Annotated in this window: 13 protein-coding genes; 3 read left to right on the top strand and 10 right to left on the bottom strand. The window is 40.9% G+C overall.

The features are described 5' to 3' along the window. Positions 1 to 1,010 precede the first annotated feature (1,010 nt). The 9 genes from cmr6 to NSQ76_RS04740 all read right to left on the bottom strand — a co-directional run bounded on the left by cmr6 (position 1,011) and on the right by NSQ76_RS04740 (position 10,661). Positions 1,011 to 1,787 (bottom strand): type III-B CRISPR module RAMP protein Cmr6, encoded by a 777-nt coding sequence (cmr6, locus tag NSQ76_RS04780; RefSeq protein WP_341052787.1) that lies wholly within the window; start codon positions 1,785 to 1,787, stop codon positions 1,011 to 1,013. Beyond that, positions 1,784 to 2,152: a type III-B CRISPR module-associated protein Cmr5 gene (gene cmr5, locus NSQ76_RS04775; RefSeq protein WP_041090765.1), complete on the bottom strand. Its 369-nt coding sequence runs from the start codon at positions 2,150 to 2,152 to the stop codon at positions 1,784 to 1,786. Before cmr5 ends, cmr6 begins: the two co-directional genes overlap by 4 nt. Continuing rightward, positions 2,149 to 3,018, bottom strand: a complete 870-nt coding sequence (gene cmr4, locus NSQ76_RS04770) for a type III-B CRISPR module RAMP protein Cmr4 (protein ID WP_341052784.1) — start codon at positions 3,016 to 3,018, stop codon at positions 2,149 to 2,151. The genes cmr5 and cmr4 overlap by 4 nt, the downstream gene beginning before the upstream one ends. Positions 3,019 to 3,031: 13 nt before the next feature. Beyond that, the gene (gene cmr3 / locus NSQ76_RS04765) at positions 3,032 to 4,264 is read right to left on the bottom strand and encodes a type III-B CRISPR module-associated protein Cmr3 (protein ID WP_056766951.1); all 1,233 of its coding nucleotides are present in this window, start codon (positions 4,262 to 4,264) and stop codon (positions 3,032 to 3,034) included. After that, entirely contained in the window at positions 4,257 to 6,068 is a 1,812-nt protein-coding gene (gene cas10, locus NSQ76_RS04760; protein WP_341052779.1) for a type III-B CRISPR-associated protein Cas10/Cmr2, read from the bottom strand. Before cas10 ends, cmr3 begins: the two co-directional genes overlap by 8 nt. Further along, on the bottom strand, positions 6,038 to 7,345 hold the full coding sequence (gene cmr1, locus NSQ76_RS04755; RefSeq protein WP_341052777.1) for a type III-B CRISPR module RAMP protein Cmr1: 1,308 nt from the start codon (positions 7,343 to 7,345) through the stop codon (positions 6,038 to 6,040). The genes cas10 and cmr1 overlap by 31 nt, the downstream gene beginning before the upstream one ends. Positions 7,346 to 7,360: 15 nt before the next feature. Continuing rightward, entirely contained in the window at positions 7,361 to 8,203 is an 843-nt protein-coding gene (locus tag NSQ76_RS04750; protein ID WP_341052775.1) for a DUF6602 domain-containing protein, read from the bottom strand. A 1,686-nt stretch (positions 8,204 to 9,889) separates the two neighbouring features. After that, on the bottom strand, positions 9,890 to 10,111 hold the full coding sequence (gene rsoA / locus NSQ76_RS04745) for a sigma-O factor regulator RsoA (RefSeq protein ID WP_029707333.1): 222 nt from the start codon (positions 10,109 to 10,111) through the stop codon (positions 9,890 to 9,892). Then, positions 10,059 to 10,661 (bottom strand): sigma-70 family RNA polymerase sigma factor, encoded by a 603-nt coding sequence (locus tag NSQ76_RS04740; RefSeq protein WP_341052773.1) that lies wholly within the window; start codon positions 10,659 to 10,661, stop codon positions 10,059 to 10,061. Before NSQ76_RS04740 ends, rsoA begins: the two co-directional genes overlap by 53 nt. A gap of 166 nt (positions 10,662 to 10,827) precedes the next feature. On the opposite strand from NSQ76_RS04740, the gene NSQ76_RS04735 reads away from it, so the two are divergent. From NSQ76_RS04735 to NSQ76_RS04725, 3 genes are all read left to right on the top strand, one after another. Next, positions 10,828 to 10,992 (top strand): YvrJ family protein, encoded by a 165-nt coding sequence (locus NSQ76_RS04735; protein ID WP_073204399.1) that lies wholly within the window; start codon positions 10,828 to 10,830, stop codon positions 10,990 to 10,992. 94 nt (positions 10,993 to 11,086) lie between these two features. Then, on the top strand, positions 11,087 to 12,250 hold the full coding sequence (locus tag NSQ76_RS04730) for an oxalate decarboxylase family bicupin (RefSeq protein ID WP_024425215.1): 1,164 nt from the start codon (positions 11,087 to 11,089) through the stop codon (positions 12,248 to 12,250). Positions 12,251 to 12,319: 69 nt separating this feature from the next. Beyond that, positions 12,320 to 12,739 (top strand): regulatory YrvL family protein, encoded by a 420-nt coding sequence (locus NSQ76_RS04725; protein WP_024425804.1) that lies wholly within the window; start codon positions 12,320 to 12,322, stop codon positions 12,737 to 12,739. Positions 12,740 to 12,789: 50 nt separating this feature from the next. On the opposite strand, the gene NSQ76_RS04720 is transcribed toward NSQ76_RS04725, so the two are convergent. Further along, positions 12,790 to 15,384 carry a YfhO family protein gene (locus tag NSQ76_RS04720; RefSeq protein ID WP_341052771.1) on the bottom strand — a complete coding sequence of 865 codons (2,595 nt, stop codon included), beginning with the start codon at positions 15,382 to 15,384 and terminating at the stop codon, positions 12,790 to 12,792. Positions 15,385 to 15,394 lie beyond the last annotated feature (10 nt).

Here is a 15,394-nt window from a genome sequence, read left to right as displayed (position 1 = left end):
AATTCGGTTGAAGATATGATATTTCAATCCACGCACTCATATAGAGTGCGACTTCATCCGACGTTTCCGTATACACTGCCAGCGCATTTCAATCCACGCACTCACATAGAGTGCGACTGATAAATGCAGGGAAAACATAAGATACTTAGAATTTCAATCCACGCACTCACATAGAGTGCGACATCTAGACGAGACACAAACTAGAATCAGCAAAATTATTTCAATCCACGCACTCACATAGAGTGCGACTGCGATTTCCGCCCTAATTATAACATTTTTTAGGGAATGATCGTCAAAACCCACAAGTTTCTATATAGAATTTTGTTTTCACCCTTAAAAAATATACATTTTTTCTCATTTTTGTCGAATGAATAGGTGCGAATGTTCCAAGGATTTTATGTTCACCTCACATTCGCACCGACTTTTTCTTAGTATGAAATCTATTGAAACTTGTTAATCATACTTATTTATATTTCAGCAACAATTGAATTCAATTAGATTCATGACTACTGAGGCAGGAGGCAGGGTTATGTTTTCGCAATTATTAATCCACCCACTCACGTAGAGTGTGACCTATTTTGACCAAAAAAGTCAGCGACGCTTCAGATTTCAACCCACGCACTCATGTAGAGTGCGACGGTTTGCTCGACTCTCCTGAAGCGTTTGAGGATATTTCAATCCACGCACTCATGTGGAGTGCGACGAATGGCTTTCAGGTTACAAGATGGATGGTAAAAATTTCAATCCGCGCACTCATGTGGAGTGCGACCCTTTATTCTTCCGCTTAATTGTTATTTGTACAATTTCAATCCACGCACTCATGTAGAGTGCGACTGCGATTTTCGCCCTAATTATAACATTTTTTAGGGAATGATCGTCAAAACCCTTAAGTTTCTATATAGGAATTAAGTTTTCACCCCTGAAAAATATACATTTTTTCTCATTTTTGTCGAATGAAACGGTGCGAATGTTCTAGGGATTTTATGTTCACCTCACATTCGCACTTAGTCTTATGAAATGACGTCGTCCATTTTAAGTCTTCCATAGCCTGCATTTGTTTTAGCACCGATTCCTTCGTATTCTAAAGCTCCTAGTAAGATGGTTTTGGCGAGCTCGAGCCATTCCGCTTCTTCTGGTCGATTCTTTTTTGTTTTCAATAGAAGTTGAAAGCGGCCGTTGACCACCGTTAAGAAATGAATCGGTGTCGGTGAGTCATCGTCTCGAGGGGCTGGAACACTTCCCCCTTTGTTCATCTTATCTAGCTTGACGCTGTTATAGTCAGAATGATGTGGTGTCATCACATCCACTTTGAATGCTTCTCCTACCGTCTCAGGCATCATGAGCGCATCATGAAATTCGATGATGCCGGCACGTTCGTTTGTTCCAAACAATGTGTTGTAATCACTACCATCTTGTTTTAGTTCTTCAAAGTTTTCACCTAATACAGAATGGGCATAATGAGAGGCTACGCCTTTTAAAGCTGTTCCTGGTAAATAAGGAATGCCGTATATCGGGTGTAATAACAATCCCGTTTCAAGTACACCCTCTCCTCCATGTCCAATGACTAACGGCGATATGGACTTGACTAGGCATGTGGGGTTCGTATCGGTATAATATTGCTCCACAAATCTTTCATACAAAAAGCGATTTTCCCCCCACTGTTTTCGATGTAGACGAATCACATTTTCATAAAATGACTGCTTCTCCGCACTGTCATTTATGATGTCCGACAATGTAGAACCACCAATCTCCCATTTGCTTTTGTTTAAGGTTAATGACAGATTCATTGGATGTCCTCCACATTTTCCGCCCCTTGTTCCACCTTTAAAATAGATTCCGCATATCTTTTTAACCAAACAGATGCACTTAAAGCTTGTCTTGATTTGATTAAGTAATCTCGATTGGAAGCTGACCAATCCCCTTGTATATCTAGTGTTTCTTTTATATCCTGAACGAATTGTTGATAAGCATTTCCTTTTTTTGATTTTGCCTCAAAAAATGTAATGGTGAGCCTTAATCCATTTGTTAAGATCATTGAGGCGAATCTGTGACAGAGTTGTCCATATTGATTTGAGAAATTCTCCTCATTCGTTTTGGCATTCATCACATGTTGATACGCTTTCTCAGCATAATGATGTTGAATGAGTTTCATGATCCCTCCCCTCCTGTCATACGCCAGGATACTCTTCCTTTACCTACGTTTGTGTTTCCACCTAATTGAAGATATATCTGTTTTTCTAGTTGATTTAAAAGTTGGTGTCTAACAGATAAATCATTGCTTCCATCGACACGATCACACCACATGAGCCCATAAAATATGGCTTCTGCTGGTACATACTCTTCATACCAGAGAGCTCCTTTACTAACTGTTTGGGTTTCATGATCAATTCTAATACGAGGTGTCACTTCAGAATTCATGGTGACAATGTATTGAAAAACGTCATCACTTACAATCACAAATCGTTCTATCCAAAGAGTTTGTGATTGTTTATCGTCGAATAAAAGTTTGGCCATCTTTTCAGCAAAATCGGTTAGTTGTGGAGATTTTTTTGCAGCCCCTTGGAATTCACCTAGGTATAATTCGTCATTCTCTACTAATTTAGAATTCATGGTGACTAGCGTGCTTGATTCTTCGATGAGATCAGGGATATCCAGCGATACGCCTAATGCTTTTGCATCGCGGGCTAATCTTTTCAATATGAGTGGACTTGCCACATATCCAAATGTACCGTATCTACTCGCCACCGGGAATGAAAATAACCGGCCATCTGTCATGACGACTGCTCCTGCGCTTCCATCTTGATCTCCTTGTGTGCCAAATACTTTTTGTACGAATGTGTCTTGTCCTTTCGCGCGATAATGTTCACGCTGCACGCCTTTAATACTGCTTCCAGGTATAATCGGCCATTCTGTTACTTTTTCTCGTTGAATGGGCATATCAATCACGCCAACTCCTTCACCCGCTCCAATATGAAGGGGGGATAAACAATGTATCCAAAACCAACGGCTTGCTTCCATCATCTCACTCCTCTTATTCATTCGGTTTCCATGTTCCCCAAAGTGCTAACCCGCAGCCATCTTCACGATCAAACGCTTCTTTGCGCCGGTTACGATCAGATACTGATTGAAGCCACATTTTTTCGGCCAGTTCTGCCGGATCTCCTTCTTCTACTATAAAGAAGTAAACGCTACCCGCGGGGACTAAGCGGCGGATTGCTTTTTCACGCCCTTTGTCTTTATTTGCTAAGCTCCATCCAGAGATAGGCTGCCAATGTGGAACAGATGCCCAAACCAATTTCAGTCGTACATTCGTATCAAATAGTGGTTTTGACATGAGCTGTTCATCCAGCCAACCGGGCTGCCATCCTTTACTGAAATAAGCAGGTGTCGCCAATATCATGCGAACATACGGCTTGTTCTTAAGCGATTCTTTAATCATATCTGGACATGTCCAATCTTGTTGGTATACATGTGGCCGGTCTTCTATATGAGCCAGCCGCCTTTCACCACCGATTGGGTGAAGACTTGAGAAAGGCTTTAATGCTTCTGACTCTTCAGTAGATAACTCTATTCCCGCCTCCAGTTTAAAGTCATCTGGGAATACGAGTGATTCTGTTGAAAATAGATGCTGATCTTTTGCCTTTTTACTGCCAGTTTCCACCTCAATTTGTGTTCGTTCCTGACGCTGTAATGCTGGAATAAATGCCGGTGGTGTTTCCTTTTTGAAAGCATGATTTTCCTTCTGCATATGTTGGTATTCAGTCAAGGCTTCCTTCACCTGACTCTCATTCACTGCGTCTGTCAGCCAGTTCACCATCCACTTTAGTGATACAAAAGCAGGCGGCGATTTCATTTTTTTACGAGCACCAGCTCCAATTGGCGGCCATAATGCCTCACTAAAACGGCCTGTTTTTCCTGTACCAAAAAAGCCCTGTCCTTCCGACATCATTGGCTTTGGTCTCACTTGATTCATCCCATACTCATCATCGAATAACTCAAGGTCATTAGGCATTGGCACATATAAATGATCATGCCAGCGATATAAAGGACCTCGCACAAGAGATTTCGCATAATAAGAAAGTGGCGTGGTATGTTTGATTGATTGTCGTTTCTTTGCTAGAGCTGTACGAAGTGTTCCTGCGACCACACTCGGCGGAACATCGTTTAATGAACGCGCCCGTATACCCGGTACACTTTGAAATGGGCGTGCATCACGAATAAGCAGCGGATCAAGCGGTTGAATGTGAAACCATCTTTCAGGCATGTCCACTTACCTCCTCTAGTTGAAGAGCAATGATCATACATTCAGCGATTGTATGTAATTCTTCTAATGTATTCTTCTTCGGTATATACTTCGCAATCAATTGATCGATCCACTCTTTCGTTTCTTGCTCTGTTTTTGCTTCCGTTTTCTTTTTGAATGCAAGACGTCTTATCTCTAGTGGAATGAGTTCATCTAAGATTTCCGGCTGTTTTCTAAAAGAAGACTGTTCGTATGTTTGATACAACTCTCGTAAGCCATATGCAAAGCCATTCGTGAAATAAGACTGTTTTAACCACGTCGTCATCTCTTGGATAGAGGCCACTGGATCTATTTGAAATGAGACTGAGATATTCATTGTGTCTCCTCCGCCTCGCTTTTGGAAATGAATCGCTAATGAATTTCGCTCTTGTTTTGCATATTGTTCGGCCTGACGTGCCATGCTTCTTACTTCTTCAAGAGGCTCAAGCATATGAACGATGGCGATGCCAATTGAAATCGAAGGAGGTGTCTCACTATGTTGATGAGCCTTCATCGTTGAAACAAATTTACTTTGCAATTTCCCAGCTGCTTCTAAGCATTTGTGAACCGGTACATAAGCCATGACATCATCTCCACCACCATAAATCAATGTACCTTCACATTCGGAAATAATCTCACTTGCCTTTGAAGCAAAAGTTGAGAGCGTGTTAGAAAATGCAATATGACTTTCTACATGCTGTATATTTCGTAGTTGGCTGCCCATCTTATCTCCATCCGCCATGAGAAAGGCATAGTAAGGTGAAGGTGCTGGTGGTTTAATCGGCTGGCCGTGATGCTTGCTGTATTCACCTTTGAAATATTTTTCGAGCAGCTGTGTGATGTCATTTTTCGCTTCTGTTCGTGTGGTCCCGACAAGTCCACGTTGTTCAAGATAATCTTCTATTCTTCTTTCATAAAAAAGCGATGCCTCACTCAAATCAATAGGGGCTACTGTCAGATTCATATTCTTAAGATATGTTTCTACATCTTTCACATATTGTGTGGCTGCTTTCTTCATCTGTTCATTTTGGTCCAACATATTTTGATAGGGAGCAAAAGCTTTATCACATACAGATGGAAATGTCATACTCGGATGCTTATGTAAGGACAATCGTTTGATCACTGAAATCGCATCTAATGATTCATGTTCACCAATTCCCCATTTTGCTAGTTGCGCCACTTGCTGTGGTTTTTTTTGCTTTTGGAAAACAGACTCTCGTCCACCGTCAAGTGATGATTTTGGTTCACCGAATAACGCCCCTGGTTCATTTTGTTTAAAATCTCTTAACGTCTTCCGTGCCGCCATTAAACCTTCGACTTCTTGAAGAGCCAAATGATATGGACTTGCGGACGCATTTGCCGCTTCCTCTTGAGTTTGCATCTCAGTCCATACAGCATAAAATTCTATTAAATCATCTACTTGTCGATTCCATGTGCCTATTTGAATATAAGGATCAACTATTCCTCTAACAAAGTCTGCGTATTCCTTCCATTTGTCATATATTGCTTTTTTCACTTGTCTTGCAACGGATGAAGGCTGTTCGTGTGAGATTTCCCCCAATATTTTATTTGGTGCGTTGTTTGGTTCTGCTGAGGATTCGTTGAACACAGGGAAAATAAGCGTTCCACCCAGTTGTTGAAATTTCTTCGCACCTGCTTTACTTAATTCAGAAAGTAGAAAAGAGCCAAACCATAAATCACGCGTCCGCCGTGCTTGCGCAATAAATTCTTGAACGGGCCCTATCGAAATAAGCATCAATGTTTGTTTTTGTGATTCTTCTGACAAAATGTTTGCACCTCCTTGCTATGTAAAAAGGCTTGAATCGCCGATGAGTGCGTCCGGCCACTCTCGTCTTGTAATGGGTTTTTTGAGTAGGTGGCTGTTGGGTAGATACTTTGTTCATCTGTCACATTGGGCAAAAGCTTTCTGTCCCCTAAAAGCGATAAAGCTTCGATCTTTGGTTGCTGCAGCACCATCACCATGCCCACCGATTCCTTTTGATTAATAGCTAACGGTTTTAAGATGAGTGGTGAAGCCAAGCGATCCTTTCCTTTAGGTAGGAGCGTTACAGGATCTGGATCTTTCCCACTATCTTTAGGAGCAAATCGGAACTGAATAGGCAAACCAAATTGAGCTCTAGGAAATGCTTGATATTTATATGGTTTCTCTTTTGGATAAGGGATGTGATGACCTGATTTAGCCTTACCTGTTAACAGACGAATAGTATCTGCTTCCGGCCAGCAACTTCTTCCTCTTTTTTTGTCCGGGTTAGATCTTCTTCGAAATGTTTCATATGTCTGAATGACAGACTGCCAGCTTGAGATCATAGATGATGGAAATGCCTGTACTTTGAATTCTCGACTAAGCGTTGGCCATTCTCGACTTGATGCTGGCAATTGGATGTCATATTCTAAAAGCTTTTGCTCAAACCATTTTTCCAATTGGCTTTTTGTCCTCTTGTTGTATGGTGAAAATTGCTTGCAATATAAACTGCCACACCCACGTCTCGTTCTTGACCCAAGTCCACCGAAGTTGATCCAAGCCCATAATGCAGCTTCAACTTCTTTTTTGATTAACTCATATTGGGTTGTTTTTTTAGATAACCGGATATTTAAAGAAAATTGCGCCTTCATGAGGTATGGTGTTTTATCTTTCATATTTGAAAGAACATACCGTGGAAAAGGATGATTTTTCTTTTTAAAAAATACTTTTGAATTTCTTTTCACTTCGTCTTTTTCATAATGCGTTACCACTTGAATCTGGCTCGCTTGTTCTGTATGACCAAATATCTCTGCTTCTCGTTTAGATAATTCATTTGCATTCTTGCAAGCAGCTCCTCTAGTTGCACGCCACCAGAAACGAAGATGTCCACGAATCGCACTTTCTCGAATCGGTCTCTCTTGATCAATTGAGTTTGATTGGGGCCCTCCCCCAAACATTGGCGTAACCAAATGAATAGTAAGCGGCTCTTTAAAAAGTCTTTGGTCTTCATGGATTTTCGTATCAATCGCATGTTTCACATCATGCCAATTGGTTTTGGGTTTTCTAGATTCCCTTGTCATGTCGCTCTCCTTTCTTCACTTTGTTATCTGTTTCTGAAACAGCTTGGCATATGCATAGTGAGAGAAAAACATGGGATTGTTAATGAGCATCAGCAATTGATTTAATTGGAAGTTCAGCGTTAACAGATCGTATCCATCAATACGTAAATCGCTGAGTTTGTTTTCATCTAAAAATTTTTCTTCTTCCTTATATCGTTTTTCTTGTTTGAAACAATTTAATTCGTTTGACCACCATCTTAGATGTTCATGTTCATTAGGTACTTTCAATTGAAATTCATTGCTTTTTTTCATGAGCATGAAATCAAAGGACGCCGCTAATTTAGCTGCTTTACTTGAAATTGTTTGGTCTCCTTCTCTTTTAAAGTTACTTGCTAAAATGAGCAAAGGACGCGTCCTCTTTTGTGTGTTACTTTCACTTGTAAAGTAACCTGTAGCCATTCTAGCAATTCCTGTTGTTTTTGGTGTTAACTGTTTTATTTTTTCAGACCATTCTTCTAAACCTTTTTCTTTCAAATTAGAGCTTTTACATTCAATAGCAACCGCAACCGCCTCAATCGGTATAAATTTCAAGGAATTGTGTTGGAACACATACGGCGTATACTGCTCATCAAATACGGCAATATCGACTTCGTTAGAATGATTTCCATCTGAGTCAATAATGATGACACCTTGTGCTATTGAATATTTTTTAGGAATGATTTTCCGAAAAAACTCCATCCACATCACTTCTCTAGAATCCCCTGTCAGCCCACCATGATTAGAAGCAAAGTCCACTTCTTCTGATATCATGCTGTTTAATCTTTGATAATTCTCTAAGATCAGCTGCTCAACTTTACCGGTTCGCTCCGTTTCACCCAAACCAATTCCTCCTTCATCATTCACTACGAATGGATAAAATTTGAATCTAAATGACTACTTTTCATTTCGACTTATTTTGAGATTTTTTAAGGTTTATTTAGGAAAAAGAAGAAGAAAAAAACATGACTGCAAGGAGTCATGTTTTCACTTTACAAATGAACAGTAAATTCTGATGGCTTTTGTATCTGAAAGAGGGTGTTGTAAGAAGATGATCTTTAAGGTAGTCATAACCGTTTAAGACACAATCATTGAAAACCATGCGCACCTCATATATGGGTGCGACAACAATTCATCATACATTCAGGAGGTCACTGCATATTTCAAGCCACACACTCATGTAGAGTACGACTGCGATTTCTGCCCTAATTATAACATTTTTTAGGGAATGATAGCCAAAACCCTTAATTTTCTATACGGAATTTTGTTTTCACCTCTAAATAATATACATTTTTTCTCATTTTTAACGAATAAAAAGGTGCGAATGCCCCAAGGATTTTATGTTCACCTCACATTCGCACCGAATTTTTCTTAATCCTATTTAATTAAAAACTATTACTCATGATTCAAGCTACCTACTGACAAGAATTTTATTCCTCCCACTCATATAGAGTGCGACCCTATGGGGGACTTTGTAATGGAATCACTAGCATCATTTCAATTCACGCACTCATATAGAGTGCGACTAACACAAATTTGGGCCAATATGATGTGGATTGGATTTCAATTCACGCACTCATGTAGAGTGCGACCGATCTCAGATAGTTGATATTAAGCTGTAAATCCATTTCAATTCACGCACTCATGTAGAGTGCGACTGCGATTTTCGCTCTAAATGTAACATTTTTTAGGAAATAATAGTCAAAATCCACAAATTTCAATATAGGATTCTGTTTTCTCCTTCATGAATATACATTTTTTCTCATTTTTGTCGAATAAAAAGGTGCGAATGCACCGGGGATTTTATGTTCACCTCACATTCGCACCGAATATTTCTTAATCCTATTTAATTAACAACTATTGCTCTAAGGTATTTTCATGATTTCATCAACAGGTTTGAATTCATTTAAAAATATGACTACTGAGCCAGAGTCATGTTTTTCACACCTAAATCAAGCGCAACTGTCAACATTTCTTTCAAGCTACCTCAATCCATACACTCATGTAAAGTGCGACGTTTTTGCATATCCGAGGTAGAGTGACGATACCGAATTTCAACCCACGCATTCATATAGAATGCGACTCAAATCCGTCTCCGAAAGTTATACAGATAGTAAATTTCAATCCACGCACTCATGTAGAGTGCGACAGCAAAACAAACCGGAAAGGTTGTCTATGTTCCATTTCAATCCACGCACTCAAGTAGAGTGCGACAATTTTTCACCTTTATAATAACGAGGGACTAGGTCAATTTCAATCCACGTACTCATATAGAGTGCGACCAGGCGTTTTTGATGCGGTTTACAAAGATATTAAATTTCAATCCACGCACTCATATAGAGTGCGACTGCGATTTCTGCCCTAATTGTAACATTTTTTAGGAAATGAAAGGCAAAATCCACAACTTTCAATAAAGAATTTTGTTTTCCCCTTTATAAAATATACATTTTTTCTCATTTTTGTCGAATAAAAAGGTGCGAATGCACCGGGGATTTTATGTTCACCTCACATTCGCACCATCAGCCTCTCTTACAACTTCGTCATATATTCCACAATAAACTCCCAAAATCCAGGTCCTTCTTGGTAAATCAGCCGGTCTATTTTTTCGATGAGTTTGATATAGAGTTCTTGTTCGAGGTCTTCTCTTTCTTGATATGCCGTGTTTTGTAGTTTCTTTTTGATCATGGGTGTGAAGGTTTCAATGAGTTCTTCCATTTCTCCATTGGTCATTTTGTCTTCGTGCACGGACATCTCCCCCTGTTTCTTCTTTTAGTTTGTTGAGTGCTTTTTTGTGAATGTTTGAGATGTTTTGTCTTGTTTCGCCGAACTGATCGGCTATTTCTTTCATCGTTTGGCCTTCGACATAGATTTGGGTTAGGACCATTTTTTGTTTGTCTGTTAGCTGCTGGTAGGCCTTGTACAATGTTTGGTCTTGCAGATGCTCCCCTAGGTCTTGCTGGTTGAAGAGCACGGCTTCATACGTATCTGTTTGAACAGGGTCTTTCACTTCTTGTGTATCAGGATGATCGAGTATGAGCGGAAAACGCTGCTGTTTCTTTTTTACTCGTTTGTCAAAGTCGACTGAAAAGATGCGTATCATTGTGGAGATATACTTGATGATGCGGATTTTCTGATAGAACTGTTTGAACTCGGAATCTAGTTTTTTGGCATTTTCCTCGTTTGGCTCTTCCATGACTTGCCGGAGCAGCTGCTCGTTTTTCGGGTTGCTTAAAAACTGCTGAATGAGCGGGTGATCAACGATTTCTTTCCATTTTGCTTTCAATAACAGCCGATAATCCATGTGCATCCTCCCCTTTGTTCCCTCTACTAGCATTAAGTGGACAAAAGTTAAAAAAAGTAAACTTCGTGAAACGGGTCTAATGGTTCATTTTATCCCCCTCTGCTTTCCTTTTTCTTCTTTCATACCACTTATATAGAAGACGAGCATCCGCTGGGAGGTGAGACAAATGGAGACCTTTTTTTCAGAGGAATGGCTGAAGCAGCTCGGTCAGGCTGGCTTCCCTGCCATTTTGACGGTGTACTTGCTGACACGCTTTGAACGAAAGTTTGATGAATTAAGCAAGCTCATCCAACGATTAGTCGCTGCTCAAAAAAATGATGAATCAGATTGACATCTGCCTGATTCGTTTCACCTTATGAAAACGAGGGCGAAATGAAAGGCCTTTTGTCACCTCACACAATACGATGTTGAAAGGGGATTTTATCATGAGTGAAAAGCAAAATGGAATACCACAGCCGATTCGAGGAGAAAAAGGAGCAACGGTCAAAATTCCACGTAATCTCGAGCGGGACAGACAAAATCCAGATATGCTCACGCCGCCAGAAACCGATCATGGAACGGTCTCCAACCTGAAATATTCTTTTTCTGATACACACAATCGTTTAGAAAAAGGCGGCTACGCCCGTGAGGTAACAGTACGTGAACTGCCGATCTCTAAAAGTCTTGCATCTGTTAATATGCGGTTAAAGCCTGGTGCGATTCGTGAGCTTCACTGGCATAAGGAAGCGGAATGGGCGTACATGATTTATGGGGAAGCCCGGATTACATCGGTTGATGCAGAGGGGCGCAATTTTACAGAGGATGTGACTGAGGGTGATTTGTGGTACTTCCCTTCTGGCCTGCCGCACTCTATCCAAGCACTTGAACCGGGAGCTGAATTCTTGCTTGTGTTTGATGATGGGTCATTCTCAGAAAATAGTACGTTCCAAGTAACCGATTGGCTTGCCCACACGCCAGAGGAAGTCGTGCTCAAGAATTTCGGTATGACAAAAGAGCAGTTTGACAAGCTGCCAGAGAAAGAAAAGTATATTTTCCAAAAAGGAATTCCTGGTTCTCTTGAATGTGACAAGGTGAAAACAGAGCAAGGAGAAGTCCCGAATTCCTTTAAATATGAGCTGTTAAAACAGGAGCCGATTACATCAAGCGGCGGACAAGTGTGGATTGCGGACTCTACCAATTTCAAAGCATCTAAAACGATTGCATCCGCTCTTGTGAAAGTTGATCCAGGTGCCATTCGTGAGCTGCACTGGCATCCAAATACGGATGAATGGCAATATTTCATTTCTGGAAAAGCACGAATGACGGTATTTGCTTCTGATGGACATGCGAGAACCTTCAACTATCAGGCCGGAGACGTTGGATATGTCCCATTTGCGATGGGGCATTATGTAGAAAATACAGGCGACGAACCGCTTTATTTCTTAGAAATCTTTAAGAGCGATCATTATGCAGATATCTCACTCAATCAGTGGCTTGCGGTCACACCGAAACAGCTTGTTCTTGATCATTTGGATCAAGGTGAAGATTTCTTAAAACTGCTTGATACTGAAAAACATCCTGTGATCGCTGCGCCTAAAAAAGAGGATTAACATATAACTTCCTGCAAAAAGGCTGTCCTTTTTGCAGGTATCTTCATGTAAAGGAGTGTTTGTTCAACTATGCAGCAATCTGTTCACGCTTTATGGCAAGGGCTGAAATGGCTCATGGCGGCGTCGGCTGTCTGTTACATATTTTTGTTGTTTTGTGTACTGTTCTTTCATTTAACGGGTGCTTTTTATCAATCGATTTTATCGATGCTTTTATTTATGGGCATCTATGTGGTACTTGGGATATCCTTTGAGCATGTGGAGCATGTGCTTATGAGAGTTGTTAGAAAATGCCGTTCCAAAAAACGCTCCATCGTTTTCTATGCCATTTCCATTCATCTTTTGTTTATTTGGGGTGCTGTCTATTTATCAGATGAATTGGTAGGCGGTATTTTACTGTCTACTTCTGAGGAAATTCTCTTTGCCCTAAGTCTTTGGTTGTTTCATTTTTTGTTTGATTATGCGACGTTTTCGTTTGAGAAAGAAGCTTAGTGATTTGCTTCATATAATCGATCAGCCCTTGTAAGATAAAAAAACACCACTTATGATAAAAAGTGATGTTTCTTGTGTTTTCTTCGTGCATATAGGATCGCACCGATCAAACTGACGAGTGAAATCAACGCGAGAATTCTGATATAAGGCGGATAGTAGGTTAGCACAATCTCATTTTTGCCTTTTTCTATTGGAAAACCGATAAAGGCGTAATTGGCTTGTTCAATATCGGTCTGCTTTCCGTTTACCGTGAGCTCCCAGCCTTTTTCATATGGTACTGGCAAGATCATATAATCATCGCCGCGTTTGTTATCATATGAAATCGTAAAGCGGTTGTTTTCGAGCTTTACTTGCTGGCTGCCATCATCCTGTTTTTCTTTTTCATATGCCTTTTCTAGGATGCGGTAAGGCTCTTGATACAGCCTCAGTTGATCGAGTTCATACGTCCCTTTTGGTACTCGAATGGAAAGGATTTTTTCCGCAGGGACTCGAATCGTCACTTCATTGACGCCTGTTTTGTAGATGGATGTATTGCTTTTTCGTGAGGTGACGTAGTTGTCAACGGATAACTGAAATCCTTCGTTCCGGTCTGTCCGCTTCACATAAAAGCTCACATACACATCCCCAGCGCGGGCCATATCATCTGGCAGCGTGATATTCAGTCCGCCTGTTTCTCCGTATACATCAAGCACGCCATGTTCGTATATAGCTTGTTCCGTATGAATCTTTGTATCCTTGACTCGATCTGGCGCGTGCTCAATTTCAGCGTTGCCTTTTTTGTCTAAAATAACACCCTGCAGCATCGCATGCTCTCTATCAAGTGCTGAGGCATCCTTTAAGGATTCTTCTGAATAAATCGTGCTTGTTGTTCTTGCAAATGGCAGCGGCCGTGTATTTTCATACACTTTATAATGCTCGCTTTCCAATATTGGCTTAAAATAAGCTGGCGGTGAGTAAGACATCGTATTGTCTCTCATATAATACTTTCCGTAGGTCAGACTGTATAAATTCGCCCTGTCCCCCATTGTTGCATAACGGCTGACACTTTCTCGTCCCATATCGATTTGCAGGTCATTCCAGTAGAAATTGAGCAAATGCTGATTCAATATACTTGAATACGCACTCATGCCTTGAAAGTCTTCAAATAACGGGGTATTGTTGCGCACACCATTCATCCAATCAATCCGGGCAAGCGGATCTTTTGAGGAGCGGCTTTGAATCTGCTGAATGAGCTTCATTTGCTCATGTCCAGCATATGCCTCACTATTCAGATACGTTTCTGATACGCTCTTAATATTGCTTCTTTCAGATAAATAGCCCTGCTGGTACACGCCTGCTGTCAGTAAGCTGACAACGATGAGCACAGCTGAAAAGAGACGAAGGTGCTGGCGTTTTTCCGCATGAATCACAAGGAAAAACAAGCTGATCACAAGCAGTCCTATGCCTGTAAATACAACAACATCCATATTTCCCTTTGCTCGTTCTGATAAGATGACTGCGAGAAGAAACACGATCCAAGCGCCTAAGACCGCACGCTTTTTCCACTTCCACTCGATTTGCGAGAAATGCTTGATGGTGATGGCTACGACCGCTCCAACTGTAAAGGCAAGAATGTATTCAAACCTGTACTGCGGTGCTGAAAAACCATTAAACACGCTCGCCATCTTTGGACTGTAGTGAAAAACAATGAGCAGAAGGCTGATTGATGTAAACATGAAAAACCACCTGTTCCGGTAAAGCGGAACGAGGAACATACAAATGAGAAAGATCACAGGTAATAAATACACTCTGCTTGTAAACAGCAGATGATCATGCAGCTCGAACCAAGGAATGGCCTGTTCATAAGGAGGTCTTATATTATTAAGAAATCCATAGACAGACGGGACAAAAAAGGCAGCACTGATTCCAAAGGATAACAGCGTAGAGACCGCCAGCGTCCAGAACACCTTCCACCCATGCTCCTCACTTCGCAGCTTGATAATATACCTAAAGACAAGATAGATCGCTAAAAAGATAAAATGAATATAAGCAAAGTAAAAATTGTTGATGAGCATCAGGCTGCAACTCGCAATAAACCAAGCCGGTTTACCTGTTTTGAAAATCCGTTCAACACCAAGTACAAGCAGCGGGAGCCACATCATACTGTCGGTGAAAAACTCCCAAAACGTTTGATGCCGAAAATACACAATAGACAATCCGTAGATTGCGGCTCCTGTTAATGCGCTCAGCCTATGCTGAACCATTGAAAGAAGCACACGGTAAGCGATGAAAAGAATAAGCGTCAGCTTGATCACACTCAGCCAAATGACGGCATTTGCCCAGAAATGAATGTCCGTTGACTGGATGAGATGGAGCGCATTCATCAGCCAGACGACAGCGACTGTGACCATAAAGACAGTCGACGTTGTGAAATAATAACCTAATTGCGTATATGTACCGCCGCCCAGCCCGAATTGATAGGAATAAAAGAAGTTCCCTTTGACGTATTCATCGTAAAGCAGCTTTTTAAAAGGGAGCATTTGCGAGATCCCGTCTCCATCTCCTGTCATGTACCGCCCTTGCGTATATTCATATAAGAAAAAAGAGTGGCCTAATAAAGCGAGAATGAGGCACATTCCAATGATTATCCATCTACGTTTCATCATCTAAATCCTT

Origin of the sequence: Bacillus sp. FSL M8-0256 (assembly GCF_038005765.1) — a bacterium.
GTDB lineage: Bacteria > Bacillota > Bacilli > Bacillales > Bacillaceae > Bacillus > Bacillus safensis.
Note: the sequence above shows the minus strand (reverse complement) of the source record. Positions and strands in the feature narration are given on the sequence as shown.